Genomic DNA, 20,264 nt, shown 5'->3' with positions numbered 1-20,264 from the left:
CTACCTTTCGTTGCGGTACAAAACTGCCAACCCGTAGCTTGACACAGATAAAGGGGCCGCTCGGTTGGGCGAGCGGCCCGCAATCAGGGGGTGAATCCGGGAACTAGGCGGTGACGGCGCGACGGCGCAGGGTGAAACGCAGTGCGATGACCAAGCCCAGGCCCAGCAGCAGGGCGCCGGCCGCACTGTAGATGAGCACGAACGGAGCGTCGAATCCGGCGGAAGCCAGTCCAGGCCCGTCGGCGGCAACGACCGTGATCGTGGAGGTGCCGATGTTCTGCGACGTGAGCCCGATCGCCGTGACGGTATAGGAGCCGGTCGCATCGCTCGGCAGAGTGACCTTAAGGTTGACGGCACCGACGCTGGTGGCCGTTTTGTGGATGTCGACGGTGGCGGCGCGCAGAGCGGCCAGGGTGACCGAGCCTTCGCCCGAGACCGCGACGGAGACCTGCTCGCCGCCGGCAAAAGCACCGTCGTCGAACGTCACAGTGACCGTACTTCCGGCGGTTTGGCTGCCGGAAACGGTTATGAGGTCGGCGGCCACGTAGCCGGCCGCGTGCGCGGCAACCGGACCAGCCAGAAGGGCGACAGCAACGAGCGCGAGCGTGGCAAGAAGTTTTCTCAGCAAGGTGGATCCCCCGGTAGTACGTTGTGGCTTTGTGCCTCTGCGGCTCAGCCTATCGAGCCCTAACAATTGAAGTCTAGTGAAGTCGGTTCGTTCAGCGCGATCAGCGGCGTGCTGCGCAGCTCGATCTTGCCGGTAAAGGGCTCGGGGCCGAGCCAGTTGAAGCGCAGTACGGTGCTCCCGCCGGGTGCCAGTTCGATGCCGATGGAACTCACCGGGTAGCCGGCATCGGCGGCCGGGTGATAAGGGACCTCTGCACCGTCGCGGGTGAGCCCGAGATTTTGCATCGCCTGAGTGCCGTAGCCCGCGATCAGGGTCTTGATGTTGCCCGGCGTCACCCCGAAGGCGCCACCGCCGGTGACATAGGGGGGGAGGCTGGTGGCGGCATCCGCTGGCGCGGTGTTGGTGAGGGTGACCTCGAGCGCGTACTGCGGGCGCTGGTCTTTGCGGCAGGTCTTCTGCCCAATGGCCGTGTGCACATCGAGGTAGACGTCCATTTTGGAGCCGGTACCGTCGTTGAGGTAGAGCCCGAACCGATTGGTTTCGTCGTCGCTGACCGGGCGGGCCCCGGCCAGGGTGGTTCCGGCGAGAATGTTCTGCTCGGCCTCAGCGGCATTCCAGACCATGACCCGGTTCTCGGTCGCGGCGCGGCCGAGCGCGGCAATGAGTTTGGTGGGGTCGGCGTTGCCGCTCTTGACGGCGTCGAACACGGCCCCGGCGGCGGCGGCGAAGAAAATGTCCTGCTGCTCGGGGTCGCTGTAGCGGGCATAGACGTCGCTCAGCAGCAGCTGCACGGCGTTGCCGGCGTTGAGTTCGTCGCCGGTGGCGAGGGCGATCGGGCCGGTCGCGTCGAGCAGGTAGCTGAGCGCGACCGGGTCTATGGAGAGCACGCCGTTGGCTTCGACACCAAATTCGAGGCGCCACATCTCCCGGGCGAGTGCGCCCGACTGCGCGAAGTCCGGGGTCATCGAGACGTTTTGAATGAACTGGCCGGTGATGTCGCCGTAGATGCTGCGAATGTCGTCGCCGAGGGGAAGCACCGGGGCCGGATACTCCGGAAACGAGGTCGAGCTGGCCTGCTGGGTGAGCTCGATGCGGCCGTTGTCGGTGTGCAGCAGCGCGAGCGCGCCGGGGATGCCGCCGGTGGAACGCAGCTCGGCCGGGTTTTGAAAAAGCAGAATGTAGTCGCGCGGGTCGGTGGCTCCGAGCATGGCTGGCAGCAGGGTCACGGCACGGTTCAGGCCGTCGAGGGTGACCGAAGTTTCGACGGTGACGGTCTGCAGACGTTTGACGGCGCCGCGAACGACGTCGAGGACGTCGTTGGTTTTGATGGCGTTCACGTTGGTGGCGGCGCGGGCCATGGCACTGTTGGCCGCGGTCACCGAGGGCTGAGCGTCGATCAGCGGTTGCAGGGCAATCGCACCGTCAACGGGCTTGAAATCGGTCAGGTCGATGGTGCCGGCCAGCGCGGCGAGGGGCGTGACGGCGTTTTGGGCGAGGTCGTCAACCACAGCAGCGAGCTGGCGAACGGCCACCAGGTTGGGGCCGAGGAACGGCAGCAGTTCGTAGGTGCGCCAGATCGGGTCGCTGGTGCGAGACCGGGCGGTGTCGGCGTACTGGGCCAGCTCGGCTGCGGTCTGGGCGGCGGCCGAGCTGTCACCCGCGACGACCTGATCTTTGATGCTCGTGGCGAGCGGCACGGCCGTCTCGAGGGCGTCCTTCGCCTGCAGGCCGCGAATACCCACCCAGGCGGTGGCCGCCACCACGATGACGAGCACACCGAGCACGACGAACCCCACGATGGTGCGGGTGCGTTTCGGGGGTGCGGCGTGGGCCGAGGGGGAGGAAGACATTGCCCTATTCAAGCAGAGCGCGGAGGCCGATTACGGCTTGACGCGAGTGCCGCGAGCGCGGGCCGGGCCGGCATCCGCTGCGGGAAGCACTTCACCCTCGACGGCGTCCACGTCGCCGTAGCTGTAGCCGTAGCCGTAGTGCCCGTAGCCGTAGGCGTCGGGGCCGCTGGTGGGAAGCATGGTGAGTACGAGCCCCGAAATGGGGGCGCCCACATTGTTCAAAGCGGCGATGGCTCCGGTGAGTTGGTTCTTGTGGGTGCGCCCGGCCGCGACGACAACGAGGGCGCCGCCGACGTTTTTGGCGAGGATGGCGGCATCCGTCACCGGAAGCAGGGGCGGAGCATCGAAGATGACCACGTCGAAGGCCCGGTTGAACTCGGCGATGAGCTGGGTCATGCGGGTGGAGCCGAGCAGTTCGCTCGGGTTCGGCGGCACGTGGCCGGCCGGCAGCACGAACAGCTGGCCCTTGCCCCAAGGCTGGATAACGTCGGCCAGCTCGGCGCGACCGATGAGCACGTCGGTGAGGCCAACGGCACCCTCGACATCCATGTAGTCAGCGACCTTAGGGCGGCGCAGGTCGGCGTCGACGAGCAGCACGCGCGAGCCGGCATCCGCCAGGGCGATAGCAAGGTTGGCGCCGGTCGTGCTCTTGCCCTCACTCTCGATCGACGACGTGATGACGAACGCACGGTCGACCCGGCCCACGTCGAGAAACTGCAGATTGGTGCGCAGGGTGCGAAACGACTCGGCGCGCGGGCTGCGCGGGTCGACGTGCACGATGAGCGGACGGTCTTTGGCCTTGGGATCGAAGACGATTCCGCCGAGAATTGGCAGGTCGGTGAGCGCTTCAACGTCGCGGGTGTTGCGGATGCGGGTTTCGAGGGTTTCGCGCAGCACCGCGATGCCGACGCCGAGGGCCAGGCCCACGAGGGCGCCCAGGGCAATGTTGAGCGGCACGTTGGGGCTCACCGGAGCGGTCGCCACGGTCGCTTCCTGCGTGAGAGTGAGTTTGACCGGTGATGTCGCGCCGACGGCATCCGGAGTCTCAATGTCTTCGACAACCCGGGTGAGGCTGGTCGAAATAGCGTTGGCGGTGTCGGCGGCCCGCACCGGGTCGGTGTCGGTCACGACGACGTCGATGATCGACGTATCCAGCTGCGCGGAGGCAGCCACCTTCGTCGCCAGCACGTCGGCCGTGACGCCCAGGTCGAGACTGGCGATGACGGGCAGCAGCACGATCGGTGTGGTCACAAGCTCGGAATAGGTCTTCACGCGCGCCACGGAAAAGTTGTTGCCCTGGGCGAGGTCGGCGGTAGACCCGCTCGACTGCGTCAGGATGACTACCTTGGACGTGGCGCTGTACTCGGGCGTCTGCAGAATCGAATATGTGGATGCCGCACCCACGGCCACAAGCGTGCACAAGACGATGAGCACCCAGCTCTTGCGCAGAATGCGAATGTAGTCGCGAAGTTCCATGCGGCTTGATCCCCTCGTGTCGTAACCGGGAATGGCAGCTCCCGATCCGGCGCGTACTTCACTGCACGAACGTGCGGTTCCCCTGCTCTGAGGGTACCGAACTTTGGCCCGCGTGCCGACCGGGGGCCGGGGCCGGTAGTTTGGAGTGACGGGATGGTGAAACTATGGGGGCATTAACTCAGCCGCACGCTCGGCCAGTGAGTCTTCTGATGCCCGCCGGCATCGGCATCGTGGTGGCCATGGTACTGCTGGCGTCGGTGGGCGCAACGACATTTCGCGACGGCAACGTCGCCCTGCTTCTCGGCTATCTTTGCGTCTGGGTGCCGCTGCTGGTTGCGATCGGCGTGACGGCGTTCGGTGTTGGCCGTGCGGCGGGCGAGCAGAGCGGCGCGGTGCGGCGCTTTCTGCGTCTGTCGATTCGACCGATTGACCTGGTCTGGGGCCTCGCCGTGGGGCTTCTCACCCGCACGGCGGCCAGCCTGATCGAAATCGGGGTCTACGGCAGCATGGGCACCACCGGCGTCAGCTTCGGCGAGACGGTGTACGACCTGTGGTGGCTGTTCGGGGCTTTGTTGGCCCCGGTGCTGCTGGCGCCGTTAGTGGAGGAGCTCTTCTTTCGCGGCCTCGTGCTGCGGGCCGTTCATAGCCAGGTGGTGACCCGCGGTTCTTCGGGTTGGGCTGGGGTGATCGCGGTTACCGTCAGCGGGCTGACGTTCGCGCTCATGCACCTGGTGACCATTGAGGTCGGGAACGCGCAGGCCATCGTGGTGGTCGGAGTCTCGACGCTGATTTTTGGCCTGGCTGCGGCATCCATTTCGCTGGCCACCGGGCGTATCGGTGGCGCGATCATTGCGCACGTGACGTTCAACGGGCTCGTCGTTGTGCCGGCGCTTCTGGCGTTCTGAACGGCTCGCGCCCCATAGCGGCGCCGGACCGATCTGACTACCCCCAGCATTGGGGGCTGATATTTGGCTAACTAAGCGAGGCACTTTGCAGCCCGCATCGCTATGATCAAAAACGCATAACAATTTTCGATCCCCAACCGGGAACGAAACCCGTGGTTGTATGCGATTCGGCCTGCCCGTTCGCGTTCGCCGAAGAACCATCGCGAGGCACCGGAATGGGCAAGTTTACGTACGACTCGAGTATCACGGTCGATTTCGATGACCGGGCGCTCGCACACATTCAGATCGTCATTGGCACCAAATTGCGCCGCGGGGAATCGTTCTATTTCTCCTGGCGTGATGATCCGCTCGTTGGCGGAGGGCGCAGCACCGTCTGGGTGCATTCTGGCATCTCCCTGGCCTTCAAGTATTTCGGCAGCAAAATACCGAGCCTCAACCGCGACTGGGTCGAGGCGTTGACGCTGTCGGCCAACTCGTCGACCGGTTTGCAGATCGTGACCGAACCGCCGCCGCGCAACCTGTAGCGCAGCGCATGGGCCGCTCTGGCCCACGAAGTTTGCCAGCCCGGCCGGATCTCCGGCTGGGCTTTTCTGCGCCCGCTGGGCGGCTCCGGGAGGGCGGGGCGGGCGCGATCGTCTCGAGTACCCAAAACGCCCCGACTCCGAAGGGAGTCGAGGCGTTGTTGAGAGCAGCCAGCAGCTACACGATGAAGCTAATTACGCGGCAGCGTGCTGACGACGAACCGAGATGCGCACGGCGATGAGTGCACCACCGAGAACCAGGAGGCCAGCGGCACCCCAGATGACGAGGACCGGAGCGTTGAAGCCGGTGGACGCGAGACCCTTAGACGCGCCAGCGTCGGCGGCAGCAAGCGTCAACACGGCGGTTCCGACGCGGTTGGACGACAGGCCGGTTGCGGTCACCGTGTAAGCGCCGGTGGCGTTGGAGGCGAGCTTGACGTTGACCGTGACCGCACCGGCCGTGGCGGCCTTGGTGATGCTCGTGGTGACAGGCGCGGCAACTACAGACAGCGTGGCAGCGTGCGATCCGACAACGTTGATCTTGACCTGCTCGTTGCCAACGAACGCGTTGGTCGGAAAGCTGACAGCAACGGTTGCGCCGGCAACGGGAGTTGCACTGGCGGTTCCGCCGCTGGTCGGGGTGTAGTCAACCGCGTTGGCGGCGGGCGCAACCGCGAAGACGGCGAAGATAGCTAGTGCCGCAGTAGCGAGGCTTTTCTTGAACATAGGTGAGGGTCCCCCCGGGTAGTGAATGACTGATACGCCGAAATTGGCGTGTCCCGGCATATCGTCGTGAAATACCTAGGCGACTTTCAGGTTAGCGGGATGATTGGTGCAATACACAATTTGTTTTGCCTTTTTTTCTGGCAAATCATCGTAGAAACGCCCTTAAGCACCTGTAGTGGGGGTAATTGAGGCAGACGATCACGTTTCCCGCACGATGCCGTCCCTGGCAATGAGCAACAACCGGCTCAGGGTGACGTCGTTCACGGAGGTCTCTACGATGATGGTGGCAAATTCTGGTCGACCAGGCGGGAGCACCCGCACCGTGAGCCGACCCTGCGTGAGCCGCTCGAGCTCACCACTGACGATCGCGGCCGTCAGCGCAACGGATGCCGGTGGCCGATCGCCGCTGTCGTCGAGCAGCACGACCTCGACCCCGCGGGAGCGTGCCGCCCAGGCTGCCCCGATAATGGGTTCGACGAACAGACAGCGCGCTCGAATGGCGTCGCGCAGGCTGGCCTCGACCAGTAGGAACTCGTCGCGCTGAAAATCCGTCACCGGGTCGATGCGGGTGAGACGTTCGAGCGAGGGTCGCGCCAACGCGTTCAGTCGGGCGACCTGCACCTGACGTTCGGAGGTGGTCGCGCCGGTACGCGCCACAAAGGTTTCCCTCTGCAACCGATCGCGGTACAACTCGTCGAGATTGTGTGAGTAGTGCCGCAGGGCCACGGCGAACAAGGTGCCCACCAGGAGGGTACCCGCGTGGCGGCTCGCCTGCAGGAGGCCGTCGCCGACGGTGAGCCCCGTGTGCACCGCCACAGCGATGGAGCTGAAAGCCATCATGGCGTACCCCGCCCAGGCCCAACCGGTGCGTCCACGGGCGACCAACACGACCAGCAGCAGCGTGATGGCGCCCAGGTGCCAGTGGGCGAACGGTCCAACCGGCCCGCTCGGAATGTGGAAAAACATCAGGACGGCAGCGACCGTGCAGAGCAGGAGAACACCTACCGTGCGGATCATCGGCATCGGATCAGCGGCGTCACCGGTGACCAGAATCGCCGCGCTGGAGAGCGCGAGAAAGGCAAAGATGCCCAGCGGCATCATGGTGATGCGATCGGAGTTGGCGGCGGCGAGTACCGAGTGCACGACGACGAAGAGCACGACGACGAGCCGGGACAGGCGCACGGAAAGACCGAGCGACGCCGAGAACGACAGGGGACGCGGTGCCGCCCCTGGCATGCGGGCGAAAAGAGCCGTCGCCGCGGTCACGGCCACCGGAGTGGCCGCTGGCGGGGCCCCGATCGGCGCTATCGTTCGAACCCAGAACAGATCGACAGTGACTCCGTGACCCGGCCGGCTCGTGATGACGGCGCTTCCGCCCGGCACGCGTTCCATGCGACCGACGATGCTCTCCACGATTCCCAGCCGGTTGTCGGGCACGCGGGCGCTGTCGAACCCCACCCCGTCATCGGTGACCGCCAGGTGGATCGCATTCCGGTCCGCGCTCAGAGCGACCCGACGGCGCACCTCATACGGATGCCCGACTCCGGCGGCGGCGACCGAGTTGCGCAGGGCCTCGCCGGCGGCACCGAGCAGCGCGAGTACGACCGGCGCGGGGATCGGCTCGAGATCGTTCTGCAGAATCGTGACGTGCACCTCGGCCGCGAGCTGCTGGCACTGGTGCCGCAATTGATTCGCGAAGTCAGCCCCGCTGACGGGGGCCGTCCGGGCATCCGTGCCGAGAGCGTCGAGCTGGTCCAGCGTGAAACGCGCTTGGCGGGCAACCACGGTGGGCGAGGCACGGTTCAGGCCCGCCATCAGCAGGGTGGAGAGCACGCTGTCGTGCACGAGGGCATTGATGGTCTGCCGCTCCGCGCGCCGGGCAAGCCGGGCGGCCTGCTCGGATTCGGCGGCCCGTCGCACGTATTCCTCCCCGTCGACTCGAGCGGCGCTGCGTCGGATGGTCAGCGTCAGCCCCACCAGAACGCTCGACAGAAGGAGCATATAGAGGGCGTCCTGCAACCCCACGAGCAGTGGGTCGGCTGCCGGCGAGGTCGCGCCGCGAATGAGTCCGCTCGCGATAGACGCCAGCACGGCATAGATGCGCGCTGTCCAGGGCCGCACGATGATGGCGATGGTAACCGTGGGAATGCCCGACAGCATGAGCACCCACGGCACATCGGTACCGGCCGGGAGGGGTTCGAGCCGCATGACCAGCCACCAGCAGAGGATGAACGAAAAGGTGAAGCTTTCAGTGATCGCGATGCGCCGTAATACCCGCAGCGGCACCAGATGGGAGAGAAAACCGAGGGCGGCCGGCAACCCCACAATGAACAACCAGCCGACGGTCGACGCGACCGGGAACGGGTTGTAGACCTGGCGCAGGAACACGTCGAGCGACAGCACGCCGAAGATCAGCGCGGTGGCGCCGACGCCGAGGTAGAGCATTCGGGTGAGACGTTCGGTGGCGGATACGTCGTCGAGCTCGGTGGCGCAGGCGCTGGCGGCCGTGTCGGCGTCGGGACGCGCTCTCGGCGGGCGAGGCGGAGCATCCGCTTCGTGCGAATTTCGCTGGGGCATTAGGAGCGGCCGGGAACCGGCAGGATGCCGTCTTCCAGAGCGCGCTTGTATAGGTCGATCTTGGTGTTGGCCGGGCGTCCGACGCGCTCGTACTTGGAGCGAACGCGGCGGATGTAGTCGATGACGGTGGCCTCGGAGAGTGCGGTGCGGGACGCCACGAGGGGCGCTTTCGCGCCGGCCGCGTAGAGCGCGAGTACCTCGCGCTCGCGCGGGCTGAGGCCCGCGTCAGCGAGGTCGGGGTCGCCGTCGAGGGCGGCGGCCCAGTCGGTGGAGGCGATGGTTTCACCGCGCGCGGCCCGCGTGATGGCGTCGAGCAGCACGGCGGCCGGCTCGGATTTGCGCACGACGCCGAGCACGCCGGCGCGGGCTGCGGCCCGCATGAGCTGGGCGTCGTCTCCCCCGGTGAAGGCGAGTACGGCCGCACCCCGGGCGCGAAGCCGGTCGACATTGCTCATGACCGTTGAGCCGTCGGAGAGACGCAGGTCGAGGATGACCAGGTCGATGCGGGTGCCGTGCGGCGTGGTTTCAAGCAGTTCGGTCACCGTGGCGACGGTGCCAGCGACGTCGATCTCGGGGATCGTGGAGAACAATTCGGCGAATCCGCGCGCGACGATCTCGTGGTCATCGATGAGGGCCACTCGATAGCGGTACATGGATTTTACCCTAATGTCTCCTTTCACATCCGACAGCACCCCATTGTGGGTTTCTGTCCCCTGTCAGAGGGCCCACAAATCTGGTGGCTGGACCGGCCTGCTCCAAATTTTTAGGTTGGAGGAGGGAGCTGGGGGACGCGGGGCGCTCGGAGCAACCACGAGCGCCCCGCCGCTTCAGGCGGGCGCTTTATTCGGGCGGATTATTCGGGCGCTGGCCGGCTGCGATTGTTGAGCACTCCGTGGCTCTCGTCGAGATAGCAGCTGCCGCAGAGCGACTCGTAGGTGACCTCTTCGCCGTCGATGGCCACCTGGTCGCCGTCGAACACAAACGCGCCGTCGATCTTGCGCCCGTTGAACACCGCTTTGCGCCCGCAGCGGCAGATGGTTTTGAGCTCTTCGAGGCTGTGGGCAACCTCGAGCAGGCGGCGGCTTCCGGGAAAGGCGACGGTTTGAAAGTCCGTGCGAATACCGTAGGCCAACACGGGTACGTTCTCGATAATGGCGATGCGCAGCAGGTCGTCGACCTGGGTTTCGGTGAGAAACTGGGCTTCGTCGAGCAGTAGGGCGCTTACGTCACGGCCGGACTGTTTTAAGACCTCGCCGCGGTGCTGCTGGAAGGCGGCGTAGGCATCCGTTTCGGGAGTGAGCAGAAAGTCGACGGCGCGGGTGACGCCCAGCCGGGAGAGAATGCCGCGGTCACCCTTGGTATCGACGCTCGGCTTGGCGAGCAGTACGTGGTGGCCGCGCTCCTCATAGTTATATGCCGCCTGCAGCATGGACGTGCTCTTGCCGCTGTTCATGGCTCCGTATCGAAAGTACAGTTTCGCCATTATTCGATGCCTTTGGTCGTGGTGCGTTCAGCGTCAAATTCTAGCGTGAGCAGCGGATGCCGGCTGGTCACCCGCACCCGGGTGAACACGGCGCGCAGCACGCTGAGGTACGGGCGCAGGGCTCGGCGGCGGTGAAACGGCGGCAGGGAGATGCCGGCCTGGATCGTGATGGTGTCGATGGCGCTCAACCCCGTTGTGCGCGGCCTGGGGGCGGTGGCGGCGTGCACCTGGGCCTGCGCGCGGGCCTGGGCCTTGGCCAGGGTGGCGGCCTGTTCTTCGGCGGCGGTGACGATGGCAATGGTCGTGGTGTCGGCGGCCGGTGTCGGCCGGGTTCCGCGGTGGCCGAAGGCCTGGGTGATTTGGTCGGTGTCGGCGGGGGCTTCGCCGGATCCGTCGATCTGCACGACCAGGCTGGTGGGGTCGAAGCCCTTGAGCCGGCAGAGGGCCACGATCAGGGCACCGACGGCGGCGCGCTGATCGGAGTCGAAACCGGTCGCGCGGCGTTCGGGGTCGGCGATCACGCACAGCGGGTTGAGGCCGCGCTCGGTGAGTTTGAGGCGTTCGCGGTCGATGAGGTCGTCGAGCCAGGTGTGGTCGACCTCGGCCACGAGCACCCGCCGCACCTGGAAGGCGAGGGAGCGCGCCCGTTTGATGTCGGCCGGGGTGAGTTCTTGCCGCTCGAGTACGTCGGCCAGAAAGGGGAGCACGTCGGCGCCGAGGTTTTTCAGGCGCTGATCGACGACCTCGGTGGCGAGGAGACCCCGGCTCTCTTCGGTGCGCGCGCGGATGGCGCGGCGGGCATCCGTTTGCCAGCGGTGAATAGAGTTGACGACCTGGCGCGAATACGCCGCCGAGGCGAGGGCGGGGGCGAGCACCTGGGTCATGGCGATGATGGCGAAGAGAAAAGGCGGGGTCTGGATGCCGAGAAACGGCGACTGGGCCAGGGCCGTGACGCCGACGACGAGGGCGGAGGAGACGCCGAGCGTGAGGATTTCTTTCCAGGGACGGAATGGGGCGAGGGCGAGGAGCAGCAGGCCGAGTCCGATCGGGGCGAAGTCGTCTTGGATCATGCCGTTGAACTGCCAGGTGCTCGCCGCGGCGAGCAGGTGCGCCGCGAGGCCGAGGGCCACGATCACGACGGCGCGGGTGCGGGTGAACGGCGCCAGATCGGGGCGGGCGGCCCAGACCAGCACGGCGGCCGCGATCATGAGCACGGCAACGGAGGCCGCGGCGAGCTCAGTGATCTGGATCTCGTGCATGCGCGATATCGTCGCGACGATGGCGTAGGTCACCACGATGAGGGCGACGACCGGGGCGAGGGGCCAGACGGCGAGCCCTCCGATGGGGTCAAGGCGCTGCTGCGAAGCGGATGCCGGCGCGCGCGGCCGGCGCGGAGTGGGGGTCGCGCGGGTCATCGGGGGTTCCGTGGCGTCGCCGGGTTGTGGCTGGGCGGGGTCGCGCGGGTCATCGGGGGTTTCGCGGGGTCGGGCGGTTTCGCGCGGTCTGGCTGGTGGCAGGGTTCGTGGGCGTGTGTGTGGCGGCCGGAACCGTCAGGCGCACGCTCGTGCCGGCGCCGGGGCGGCTCCAGATCAGCACGGATCCGCCGAGCTGTTCGATGCGGCGCCGCACGGACTGCCGTAGACCGAGCCGGTCGGAGGCGGATTCCGATTCGGTGAAGCCGCGGCCGGCATCCGTTATGAGCAGTGAGATTGTGCTCAGGTCGGATTCGATAGCGACCTCGGCGGAGGCGACTCCGGCGTGCAGGATGACGTTCACGAGGCACTGCTCAACGGCGAGGCCCACGTCGCGGTCGCTGCCGGCGTCGAGGCGCGCGAGGGCGTCGCGGTCGCCGGTGACTTCGACAACGAGTCCGCGGTCGCGTGTGCGTTCGATGGCGGTGTAGACGGCGCTCGACAGCCAGGCGTCGCTGACGGGTGATTTCGGGGTGTTCTCAGTGGCTGTGCCGGTGAGGGTCGGTTGCGGGTCGGTGTTGGTGCGGGCGTCGATGTCGGTGAGCCAGTTGGTGTCGTGCAGGGTGGCGAGCGTGTAGTTGAGGCTCGCGCGGAGGCCCGGCGAGAGGGCGCCGGGTTCGGCCAGGGACAGGGCGACGAGCTGGGCCACGGTCGTGTCATTGAGTAGGGCGATGGCGCGGGTGTCGAGGGCGTCGCGGAGCTGGCGGTTGGATCCGTCTTGCACGGCACGGTGGATCGCGGGCTGGGCGGCGTTGCTCGCGCGGCGGTCGATTCCGGCGAGCACCATGACGCCGACCAGCACGAGGTAGGTGGAGAGGGTGAACAGGTCGGGCCGGTAGGGCACTGCGGTACCCAGGATGGCGAGGAACGCGGCGGTCTCGGCGAGGATGAACGCCGCGGTGCTCCAGAGCACGCCGGCGAGGGCGGTGGTTCCGGCGCCGCCGACCATGACGAGTGCCATCTTCGGCAGGGCAACGAGGAACATATTCGACGCGGGGAATACGTCGGGAACGCCGAGCACGGTCGTGGTGAAGACGTAGACGCCGAGGGTTCCGACGATGAGATAGGCGACCGCCAAAGTGATGCGGCGGTGCCGGGTGAAAAGAATGAGCAGGGCCCCCATGGCGGCCACGACCACGATGGTGATCCAGAGTTCGGGGCTGCGGGTGAGGCTGAGAATGCCGACGGACACGATCGCGGCCATCAGGCAGGTCAGTGCGAACCAGTGCGCGGCCCGCGCGAGGGCGCGCGCGAGCGTCAGCTGCACTAAGTGGCCGGGTAGACCCAGAGACATATTTTCCCCCTGGTCAAGTATGCCACCGGGGTTGAGTGGGGGCGGGTGGTGGTTGGGCGGGTGGCATAGCCGTGGGTCGATCATGGGCCCAGTTTCCCGGCCCCGGCCCGGAAAGTCTGACCGGTCAGAACAGGGTGGGCGCGAGTTCGGGCGGGAGCTCGGCGGCGATCAGCGACCGCGGGGACTTGGAGCCCTGGGCCCACCTTGTGACCCCGGGCCCAGTTTCTAAACTGGGCCCGGGGACGGGGCCCGGGCCCGTGCCCGTGCCCCGACTAGGGGAAGCGCCCGGTGCAGAGGCGAGCGCAGAACCCGGGCCCGGCGCAGGGAGAAGGGCGGGCGCGTGGGAGGCGGGCATCCGTTCCGGGGAGGACGGAAGGGCGCTGGAACGCAGCCCGCCGGTGGACGGGTCGACGACCCCGCGCTCGAGGCCGTGCGCTCGAATGAGTGGTTTGATGCGGGCGGCGAGCCAGGTGCGGTATTCCTTGGGGGCGTACTGGCCGCGGGCGTAGAGCTCCTGGTAGCGGCCGACCAGTTCGGGATGCTCGCGGCCGAGCCACTGCAGGTACCAGTCCTTGACTGCGGGCTTCAGGTTGAGCCCCGAGTAGAGCACGCTCGTCGCCCCGGCAGCCTTGGCCTGGCGCAGCGCCTCATCGAGGTGGGCTCGGGTGTCGGTGAGAAACGGCAAAATAGGCATGAGAAAGATGCCGCAGTCCAGACCGCGTTCGCGCACCGCGGTGACCGTGGCGAGGCGTGCCGTGGTGGTGGGGGTGCCCGGCTCGACGGACTGCTGCAGCTCGTCGTCGTAGATCGCGATCGACATGGCCAGATCGACCGGAACGTGCGTGCTCGCCTCGACCAACAGGTCGAGATCGCGGCGCAGCAGGGTGCCCTTGGTGAGAATGGAGAAGGGCGTCTTGCTGTCGGCGAGGGCCGCGATGATGCCCGGCATCAGCCGGTAGCGTCCCTCGGCGCGCTGATACGGATCGGTGTTGGTGCCGAGCGCCACAGGATGCCTCCCCCACGTCGGTTTCGCCAGCTCTTTTCGCAAGACCTCGGCCACGTTGACCTTCACAATGATCTCGCTGTCGAAATCCTTGCCGGCGTCGAGGTCGAGGTACTGATGCGTTGGGCGGGCGAAGCAGTAGGTGCAGGCGTGGGAGCATCCGCGGTAGGGGTTGATCGTGTAGCCGAACGGCAGCGCGCTCTGCCCGGGCACGTGGTTGAGCGCCGACTTGGCGAGGATCTCGTGGAACGTGATCCCGGCGAACTCGGGCGTCTGCACGCTGCGCACGAGGTTGTTCAGGCGGGCCAGCCCCGGCAGGGCGCCGGGCCGCTCGGTCTGTAGTTCTTGTGAGCTCCACCGCATGCGTCAAGTCGAACATAAGTACGACTGAATTGCAAGTGTCTGCCGAAAAAACCGGAGTGAGCGGATGCCCGCGGCCCGCGCCAGGCTCGCGGCACTCAGCAGAGTTCGCGGCACTCCTACAGAGGGGGGCCGCGAACGCGTTCGAAGGTCGCGAGCGGGCGAGCCGGGCGCGAGCAGTGGCATCCGCTCGCGGCACGCGTTGGGGAAGTTGGCACTGGTTTGAACACCTGCGGGCTTCCTCAACACGTGCCACGAGCACGCCGGAAGGGCTCGATGGGCGAGCGCGCCTGAGCGGCTCGATGGCCGCGAGCGCGCGGACACCGGCGCCGCGGCATCCGCTCGGAGGGGAATCGCACTATTGTGCCGACATGCGATCAGAAGCCACACCGGCATGACCCGGCTGCGACGCAGTGACCCGACCCGGCCGGGGTACACGCGAAAGCGCGCCGGCACGGGCTTCAGCTACCGCGACCCCGCCGGGCAGAAGGTGACCGAGACGGCGCTGCGCGAGCGATTCGCGGCGCTCGCGATTCCGCCCGCGTGGAACGACGTATGGATCTCGCCGCACGCGAACGGGCATATCCAAGCGATCGGCATCGACGCCGCCGGGCGCCGCCAGTACATCTACCACCCGGTGTGGCGCGAACAGAAGGACCGCCTCAAGTTCGAGCGCGCGCTGCAGCTGGCCGAATCGCTGCCGCGGGTGCGCGGCCAAGTCACCCGTGAGCTTCGCGGCGACGGCCCGCCGCGCACCCGGGCGCTCGCTGCGGCGTTTCGCATGCTCGACCTCGCCTCGCTGCGCATCGGCAGCGAGCGCTACGCCGATACATACGGCAGCCACGGCCTTTCGACCCTGCTCTGCTCCCACGTAACGGTGCGCGGCGATGTGGTGCGGCTGAATTTTCCGGCCAAGAGTGGGCAACAGTTTCAGGGCGTCATAACGGATGCCGACCTCGCGTTGTATCTGCGCGCCCGCCTGCGCGAGCGGCCGGCCGCACCGCTGCTGTCCTGGGTACTGGATGACATCGAGGACATCGTGTCGGCCGCCGACATCAACGATTTCATCAAGGAACGAACCGGCGGGGAGTTCACGGCGAAGGACTTTCGCACCCTGCGGGGCACGGCCGCCGCCGCGCAGAGCCTGGCGGCTAGTCTCGCCGAGAGCTTGAAGGTGACCTCGGAGGCGACCAGCCGGCCGGCCGTATCCGGTGTGGCGGGCTCTGCCGGGCGGCCACGATCGTCTGGCGGCACGGATGATGCGGGTGCTGCACGTGCGCCGGGCGCGCAAGCCTCAGCTGCTGGGCCGGCGGGATCGGTCGCGCCCGCGGCATCCGCTGCCCGGCCGCCACGTGCTGCGACGCGCAGCCGTCGCCAGGACAACCGTGCCATCGCCGCAGCCATGCGTCAGGCGGCGGATGCGCTGGGCAACACGCCGGCGATCGCGCGCACGAGCTACGTGGATCCGCGCGTGGTTGACCTCTATCTCGCCGGTGAGACCATCGACCCCGCAGGCCGGGTCTCGGTCGAGACGGCGCTGCGCACACTTTTACTCGGCGAAGCGACCTGATGAATGTCACCCGTTCGGGGTATAACTTGAGTGCCACCCGCCGGTCGCCGCTGCGACCGGCCGTCCCCATGAGAAAGGTAGACCTGTGACTTACGACTCCGACCCCGACAACCAGCCGCCGCTCGATGCCCCCGACACCCCAGAAACCGAATCGGCGCCCGAGGCCCCGGCTTCGCCGACCAACCCCGATCAGCTGGTCGGGCCGGATGGGCCCGACGGGCCGGACGACGAACACGCGGGCTCAGCCGTTCCGGTCGCAAGCGCGGGCACCGGTCCCGATGGGCCGGCCCCGAGCGACGACGGCTCGACAGCCGGGGAGGCCGCCGCGCCCGACAGCGATGCCGAAGACGATCAGGACAACGTCGACAACGAGCCCAACCTCGACGACATCGACCCCGCCGACAACCCGTCGAACCCCGATCTCGTCGGGCACGACGTCGACGCAGAAGACCCCCGCCTCGCCGAACCCACCGCGTGACGTCCCCGTACCACGCAACCCCTAAGGAGTCCCCATGAAAGGCAAGTTCTTGTTCCTCGCCGGTACCGCGACCGGCTTCGTTCTCGGATCCAAGGCCGGCCGCCAGGCCTATGACCGGCTCAGCGCGAAAGCCCACGAAATGTGGGGCGACCCCGCCACGCAGAAAGTCATCTCGCAGGCCGAGACGATTGCGCGCGACGCCGCCTCCGTGGCACAGAACAAGGTGAGTGACCTGCTCGACCGCACCGAAGCATCCGTCAAGAAGGAGCAGCACCACACCAATCCCACCACGGGTGCCGACGGCCACGAAATGTAGACCGCGGGCCGACCGTCTCGGCTAGTCCGTGACGCGTGAGACCTGGCGGCTGCCGGGCCGCATTGGTGCGCCCGGGCCGGGTGCACCGCGCACCAAAAAACTGGCTTGGGCCCGGTCGAAGGATGAGTAGAACCACCTCGTGGTGAGCACGCCGAGCTTGGTCACCTCATAGGCGTCCCCGCTCTGCTGGATAACTCCGAGCAGGGCGGCCGGGTCGCCATCGAGCATGTGCGAATCTCGCACCAACCATTCGGTCGGGGTGAGCTGGAGAATGCCGAGCTGCGATACGCGCAGATTCTGGGCATCCGAAACGCCATTGTTCGGGTTCACGTGCCGCCTCCTGGCCGCCATTGGGCTTTAAGTAGACATCCGCTAACTCCCGCATTCAAGGGGTTGACAACGCCCTCCTACGCGATCCCCACCCGGCTCCAATCTTCCTTCCGCGAGCTGGGACTAGTTCGTGAGGTTCAAGACCTCGGCGGTCGCGGCGAGGGACGCGGCAGCAGCAGCCGGGTCGTCGGAGAGGCGGGTGCCGTAGCTGGGGATCATCTGGCGGATCCGCGGCTTCCAGCCCTCGATGCGGTCGGGGAAGCAGCGGGCCAGCAGGTCCACCATGATCGGCGCGGCCGTCGAGGCTCCCGGCGAGGCGCCGAGCAGGCCGGCGATCGAGCCGTCGCTCGAGGTGATGACCTCGGTGCCGAACTGCAGCACTCCCCCGAGCTTGGGGTCCTTCTTCATGACCTGAACGCGCTGGCCGGCCGTGATGAGCTCCCAGTCCTTTGAATCCGCGGCGGGAATGAACTGGCGCAGGGCCTTGATCTTGGCGTTCCGCGACGCGAAAACCTCGCCGATCAGGTATTTCATCAGGTCGAAGTTGTTCTTCGCGACGGCTAGCATCGGGCCGAGGTTGTGCGTGCGAATGGAGAACGGCAGGTCGAACCAGGTGCTCGTCTTCAAGAACTTGGGGCTGAACCCGGCGTACGGGCCGAACAAAAGCGACATTTCGCCGTCGACGACGCGGGTGTCGAGGTGCGGAACCGACATGGGCGGGGCGCCCTTGGCCGCCTTGCCGTAGACCTTGGCCTGGTGCTGGGCGACGAGCTTCGGGTTGGTGGTGCGCAGGAACTGGCCACTGATCGGAAAGCCACCGAAGCCCTTGATCTCGGGAATCCCGCTCTGCTGCAGCAGAGCGAGTGCGCCGCCACCGGCTCCGACGAACACGAAGCGGGCGTTGATGGTACTGCGGGTCTGCCCGACGTGGCGCAGCAATTTCAGGTTCCACGTGCCATCCGCTTTGTGCCCCAGGCCGACGACCTGCTCGTTCATGTGCATCGTGGCCCCCTTCCGGGAGAGGTTCGCGAACAGAAAGCGGGTGAGGGCACCGAAGTCGACGTCGGTGCCGCTCGTGATGCGGGTGGCGGCGATCTTCTGGCCGGCGGGGCGCTTGCGGGTGAGCAGCGGAGTCCAGGTGCCGATGGTGGCGGCGTCATCGCTGAATTCCATGCCGGCGAACAACGGCTCGGGAGCGAGCACGGCGTGGCGCTTGCGCAGGTATTCCACGTTGGCTTTGCCGTGCACGAAGGTCATGTGCGGGGTGGAGTTGATGAACTTCTCTGGCTCGGGCAGGGCGCCGATCGAAACCAGGTGCGCCCACAGCTGGCGGCTGATCTGGAACTGCTCGTTGATAACGACGGCCTTGTCGGCGGTGACCGAACCGTCGGGCGCCTGCGGCATGTAGTTGAGTTCGCATAGCCCCGCGTGGCCGGTGCCGGCGTTGTTCCACGGGTTCGAGCTCTCTTGGGCCAGCTCGCCGAGGCGCTCGTACACCTCGATGCGCCAGTCGGGCTGCAGCTCCTTCAGGAGCGTGCCGAGGGTGGCACTCATGATGCCGCCACCAATGAGGACTACGTCAACGGTTCCCTGAGAATTCACACTGTCGAGTGTATCGCTGCGAGCGGATCCGCCTGACCGCACACTCACCGCTCGCCCGCGCGCCGAATGACGATGACCGTGACATCGTCGGGGGCGCTGAGCCCGGCCCGCAGCATCAGCGAATCCACAGCGTGCTGGGCAGTCGGCGCCCCACGCACCAGCCGGTCGACCGCGTCGAGGGAGGCGAGCGTGCCGTCAAACAGGTCGAGCACACCGTCGCTCACCGACACCAGCGTGCTGCCCGGCGCGAGCACGACGGTCTGCTCCTGCCAGGGCGAGTCGTCGCCGGCGCCGAGCGGCAGCCGCAGCGACGTGAGCCGCTCGGTCGTGCCGTCGGCGTGCACGACCAGGGTGAGGCCGTGGCCGGCATCGACGTAGCTCACGACACCGGTGTCCATGTCGAGTCGGGCGTGGAATAGCGTCACGAAACTGCCCGCCTCGTCGAGGTCTGGGTCGAGCGTCGCCGCGGCGATACGCGCGACCTCGGCCACACCATCGAGACGAGATCCGGCTCGCAGCACTGCCCGCACGGTCGCCGCGATGATCGCCGCACCCACCCCCTTGCCCATGACGTCAGCGAGGGTGAAGGCCGCGCCCTCCCCCACCGGATACCAGTCGTAGAAGTCGCCGCCGACGGCGCGCGCCGGCGAACAGGCCCCGGCCACCTCGAACCCCGGCAGGCTCACGAGTTTCTTGGGCAGCAGGCCGCGCTGCACCGCGGCGGCCTGGTCGAGTTCCTGCGAGGCGTTCAGCTCGTTCTGCACCCAGAACGCCAGGTCGCGTAGCAGATTCTGCTCGAGCGCCGAGAACTCGCGCGGCACGGTATCGAACACGCATAGGGCGCCGATGCGTTCGCCGCCGTGCGCTTCGAGAGCATGACCGGCATAAAAGCGGATGCCCGGTTCCCCGGTCACATAGATATTGTCGCGAAACCGCGGGTCCAGCCGGGCATCGGGCACGATCAACGTGCCGCAGGCGTCGATGGTGGAATCGCAGAAGGCACTGGACCGCGGATACTCGAGGGGCTGATCGGGCTCGATGCCAGCGCTGGACTTGTTCCACTGCCGGTCGTGGTCGATGAGCGAGATGATGGCGATCTGCACATGGAAGAGCTCTTTGACCAGCCGGGTGATGCGGTCGAAGCGTTCCTCCGGCGCGGTGTCGAGGATATGCAGGTCGTCGAGCGCGCGCTGGCGGGTGAGTTCGGTGTGCTGGAAAATAGTCGACGCAGTCATGACCGCAGCGTTCGCACGATGTGCCAGCGATTCACGTCGCCGTCGCGGGTGTATTCGAGCTCGTCAACGAGGGCCTGGATGAGCGCGATTCCCCGGCCCGATTCGCTCAGCGCATCGGGCATCTCACGGCTGTCCACCGCACCGTCTGATACGGGGTCGGCGGACGCCGCGAGCAGCTCCACTACCGTCCCCCCGGTATCGCTCAGCCGCGCGTCGATCGAGACAGTGCTCACCTCGAGCCGCAGTGCGCAGGTCACCCCGCTGCCGGTGTTGCCGTGGCGCAGCACGTTCGAGGCGAGTTCGATCAGGGCCGTCTCGAAACTGAAACGGTCTCTCGGGGAGACGTGCGCGGCATCCGCCCAGACCGTTTCGAGCAGGGCGTGCACGGTGTTCACGTCGTCGGGCGGTGACACCAGCGTGAGGGTGTGCGCGCTCACG

General features: G+C 67.0%; 19 protein-coding genes. 5 read left to right on the top strand and 14 right to left on the bottom strand.

Annotated features, from left to right (window positions below; genetic code table 11):
• Positions 1–103: 103 nt before the first annotated feature.
• The 3 genes from E3T35_RS05095 to E3T35_RS05085 are packed head-to-tail and all read right to left on the bottom strand — an operon-like array spanning position 104 to position 3,954.
• Complete coding sequence (locus tag E3T35_RS05095; RefSeq protein WP_134378027.1) at positions 104–628, bottom strand: hypothetical protein; 525 nt, start codon at positions 626–628, stop codon at positions 104–106.
• A gap of 59 nt (positions 629–687) precedes the next feature.
• Positions 688–2,478, bottom strand: a complete 1,791-nt coding sequence (locus E3T35_RS05090; protein ID WP_134378026.1) for a DUF4012 domain-containing protein — start codon at positions 2,476–2,478, stop codon at positions 688–690.
• Between the two features lie 30 nt (positions 2,479–2,508).
• Positions 2,509–3,954 carry a polysaccharide biosynthesis tyrosine autokinase gene (locus E3T35_RS05085; RefSeq protein ID WP_134345423.1) on the bottom strand — a complete coding sequence of 482 codons (1,446 nt, stop codon included), beginning with the start codon at positions 3,952–3,954 and terminating at the stop codon, positions 2,509–2,511.
• Between the two features lie 197 nt (positions 3,955–4,151).
• Between E3T35_RS05085 and E3T35_RS05080 the strand changes: the two genes are divergently transcribed.
• Both E3T35_RS05080 and E3T35_RS05075 read left to right on the top strand, forming a co-directional pair.
• Positions 4,152–4,859, top strand: coding sequence for a type II CAAX prenyl endopeptidase Rce1 family protein (locus E3T35_RS05080; protein ID WP_166789835.1), 708 nt, complete (start codon positions 4,152–4,154; stop codon positions 4,857–4,859).
• A gap of 215 nt (positions 4,860–5,074) precedes the next feature.
• Complete coding sequence (locus E3T35_RS05075) at positions 5,075–5,383, top strand: ATP-dependent DNA ligase (RefSeq protein WP_134345425.1); 309 nt, start codon at positions 5,075–5,077, stop codon at positions 5,381–5,383.
• A 192-nt stretch (positions 5,384–5,575) separates the two neighbouring features.
• Here the strand turns inward: E3T35_RS05075 and E3T35_RS05070 are convergent, their stop codons facing one another.
• The 7 genes from E3T35_RS05070 to E3T35_RS05040 form a co-directional block, all read right to left on the bottom strand.
• The gene (locus tag E3T35_RS05070) at positions 5,576–6,106 is read right to left on the bottom strand and encodes a sortase (protein ID WP_134378024.1); all 531 of its coding nucleotides are present in this window, start codon (positions 6,104–6,106) and stop codon (positions 5,576–5,578) included.
• A gap of 198 nt (positions 6,107–6,304) precedes the next feature.
• On the bottom strand, positions 6,305–8,683 hold the full coding sequence (locus E3T35_RS05065) for a sensor histidine kinase (RefSeq protein WP_134378023.1): 2,379 nt from the start codon (positions 8,681–8,683) through the stop codon (positions 6,305–6,307).
• Entirely contained in the window at positions 8,683–9,336 is a 654-nt protein-coding gene (locus tag E3T35_RS05060) for a response regulator transcription factor (protein WP_134378022.1), read from the bottom strand. Before E3T35_RS05060 ends, E3T35_RS05065 begins: the two co-directional genes overlap by 1 nt.
• A 200-nt stretch (positions 9,337–9,536) precedes the next feature.
• Complete coding sequence (locus tag E3T35_RS05055) at positions 9,537–10,166, bottom strand: thymidine kinase (RefSeq protein ID WP_104089025.1); 630 nt, start codon at positions 10,164–10,166, stop codon at positions 9,537–9,539.
• Positions 10,166–11,581: a hypothetical protein gene (locus E3T35_RS05050; RefSeq protein ID WP_134378021.1), complete on the bottom strand. Its 1,416-nt coding sequence runs from the start codon at positions 11,579–11,581 to the stop codon at positions 10,166–10,168. Before E3T35_RS05050 ends, E3T35_RS05055 begins: the two co-directional genes overlap by 1 nt.
• A 49-nt stretch (positions 11,582–11,630) precedes the next feature.
• On the bottom strand, positions 11,631–12,932 hold the full coding sequence (locus E3T35_RS05045) for an ATP-binding protein (protein WP_134378020.1): 1,302 nt from the start codon (positions 12,930–12,932) through the stop codon (positions 11,631–11,633).
• Between the two features lie 124 nt (positions 12,933–13,056).
• A complete protein-coding gene (locus tag E3T35_RS05040) occupies positions 13,057–14,298 on the bottom strand; it encodes an Rv2578c family radical SAM protein (protein ID WP_134378019.1) in 1,242 nt (413 codons plus the stop codon).
• 391 nt (positions 14,299–14,689) lie between these two features.
• On the opposite strand from E3T35_RS05040, the gene E3T35_RS05035 reads away from it, so the two are divergent.
• From E3T35_RS05035 to E3T35_RS05025, 3 genes are all read left to right on the top strand, one after another.
• Complete coding sequence (locus tag E3T35_RS05035) at positions 14,690–15,865, top strand: DNA topoisomerase IB (RefSeq protein WP_134378018.1); 1,176 nt, start codon at positions 14,690–14,692, stop codon at positions 15,863–15,865.
• A gap of 85 nt (positions 15,866–15,950) precedes the next feature.
• Positions 15,951–16,343 (top strand): hypothetical protein, encoded by a 393-nt coding sequence (locus tag E3T35_RS05030; RefSeq protein ID WP_134378017.1) that lies wholly within the window; start codon positions 15,951–15,953, stop codon positions 16,341–16,343.
• A 34-nt stretch (positions 16,344–16,377) separates the two neighbouring features.
• Positions 16,378–16,659, top strand: coding sequence for a hypothetical protein (locus E3T35_RS05025; protein ID WP_092340305.1), 282 nt, complete (start codon positions 16,378–16,380; stop codon positions 16,657–16,659).
• A 21-nt stretch (positions 16,660–16,680) separates the two neighbouring features.
• On the opposite strand, the gene E3T35_RS05020 is transcribed toward E3T35_RS05025, so the two are convergent.
• The 4 genes from E3T35_RS05020 to E3T35_RS05005 all read right to left on the bottom strand — a co-directional run bounded on the left by E3T35_RS05020 (position 16,681) and on the right by E3T35_RS05005 (position 20,263).
• The gene (locus E3T35_RS05020; protein ID WP_134345434.1) at positions 16,681–16,989 is read right to left on the bottom strand and encodes a hypothetical protein; all 309 of its coding nucleotides are present in this window, start codon (positions 16,987–16,989) and stop codon (positions 16,681–16,683) included.
• Between the two features lie 123 nt (positions 16,990–17,112).
• Positions 17,113–18,591 (bottom strand): malate:quinone oxidoreductase, encoded by a 1,479-nt coding sequence (locus tag E3T35_RS05015; protein WP_134378016.1) that lies wholly within the window; start codon positions 18,589–18,591, stop codon positions 17,113–17,115.
• 44 nt (positions 18,592–18,635) lie between these two features.
• Positions 18,636–19,826: a PP2C family protein-serine/threonine phosphatase gene (locus tag E3T35_RS05010; RefSeq protein ID WP_134378015.1), complete on the bottom strand. Its 1,191-nt coding sequence runs from the start codon at positions 19,824–19,826 to the stop codon at positions 18,636–18,638.
• Positions 19,823–20,263: an ATP-binding protein gene (locus E3T35_RS05005; protein ID WP_166789834.1), complete on the bottom strand. Its 441-nt coding sequence runs from the start codon at positions 20,261–20,263 to the stop codon at positions 19,823–19,825. Before E3T35_RS05005 ends, E3T35_RS05010 begins: the two co-directional genes overlap by 4 nt.
• Position 20,264: the final 1 nt, after the last annotated feature.

It is taken from the genome of Cryobacterium sp. TMT1-2-2, from assembly GCF_004403505.1.
Taxonomy (GTDB): Bacteria; Actinomycetota; Actinomycetes; order Actinomycetales; family Microbacteriaceae; genus Cryobacterium; species Cryobacterium flavum.
This window is presented reverse-complemented; position numbering and strand designations above follow the sequence as displayed.

What these genes read in the sequence shown, in the direction of transcription:
- E3T35_RS05090 (WP_134378026.1), bottom strand. Translation starts at nt 2,478, where the DNA reads ATGTCTTCCTCCCCCTCGGCCCACGCCGCACCCCCGAAACGCACCCGC.
- E3T35_RS05085 (WP_134345423.1), bottom strand. Translation starts at nt 3,954, where the DNA reads ATGGAACTTCGCGACTACATTCGCATTCTGCGCAAGAGCTGGGTGCTC.
- E3T35_RS05075 (WP_134345425.1), top strand. Translation starts at nt 5,075, where the DNA reads ATGGGCAAGTTTACGTACGACTCGAGTATCACGGTCGATTTCGATGAC.
- E3T35_RS05070 (WP_134378024.1), bottom strand. Translation starts at nt 6,106, where the DNA reads ATGTTCAAGAAAAGCCTCGCTACTGCGGCACTAGCTATCTTCGCCGTC.
- E3T35_RS05065 (WP_134378023.1), bottom strand. Translation starts at nt 8,683, where the DNA reads ATGCCCCAGCGAAATTCGCACGAAGCGGATGCTCCGCCTCGCCCGCCG.
- E3T35_RS05060 (WP_134378022.1), bottom strand. Translation starts at nt 9,336, where the DNA reads ATGTACCGCTATCGAGTGGCCCTCATCGATGACCACGAGATCGTCGCG.
- E3T35_RS05055 (WP_104089025.1), bottom strand. Translation starts at nt 10,166, where the DNA reads ATGGCGAAACTGTACTTTCGATACGGAGCCATGAACAGCGGCAAGAGC.
- E3T35_RS05050 (WP_134378021.1), bottom strand. Translation starts at nt 11,581, where the DNA reads ATGACCCGCGCGACCCCCACTCCGCGCCGGCCGCGCGCGCCGGCATCC.
- E3T35_RS05045 (WP_134378020.1), bottom strand. Translation starts at nt 12,932, where the DNA reads ATGTCTCTGGGTCTACCCGGCCACTTAGTGCAGCTGACGCTCGCGCGC.
- E3T35_RS05040 (WP_134378019.1), bottom strand. Translation starts at nt 14,298, where the DNA reads ATGCGGTGGAGCTCACAAGAACTACAGACCGAGCGGCCCGGCGCCCTG.
- E3T35_RS05035 (WP_134378018.1), top strand. Translation starts at nt 14,690, where the DNA reads ATGACCCGGCTGCGACGCAGTGACCCGACCCGGCCGGGGTACACGCGA.
- E3T35_RS05025 (WP_092340305.1), top strand. Translation starts at nt 16,378, where the DNA reads ATGAAAGGCAAGTTCTTGTTCCTCGCCGGTACCGCGACCGGCTTCGTT.
- E3T35_RS05010 (WP_134378015.1), bottom strand. Translation starts at nt 19,826, where the DNA reads ATGACTGCGTCGACTATTTTCCAGCACACCGAACTCACCCGCCAGCGC.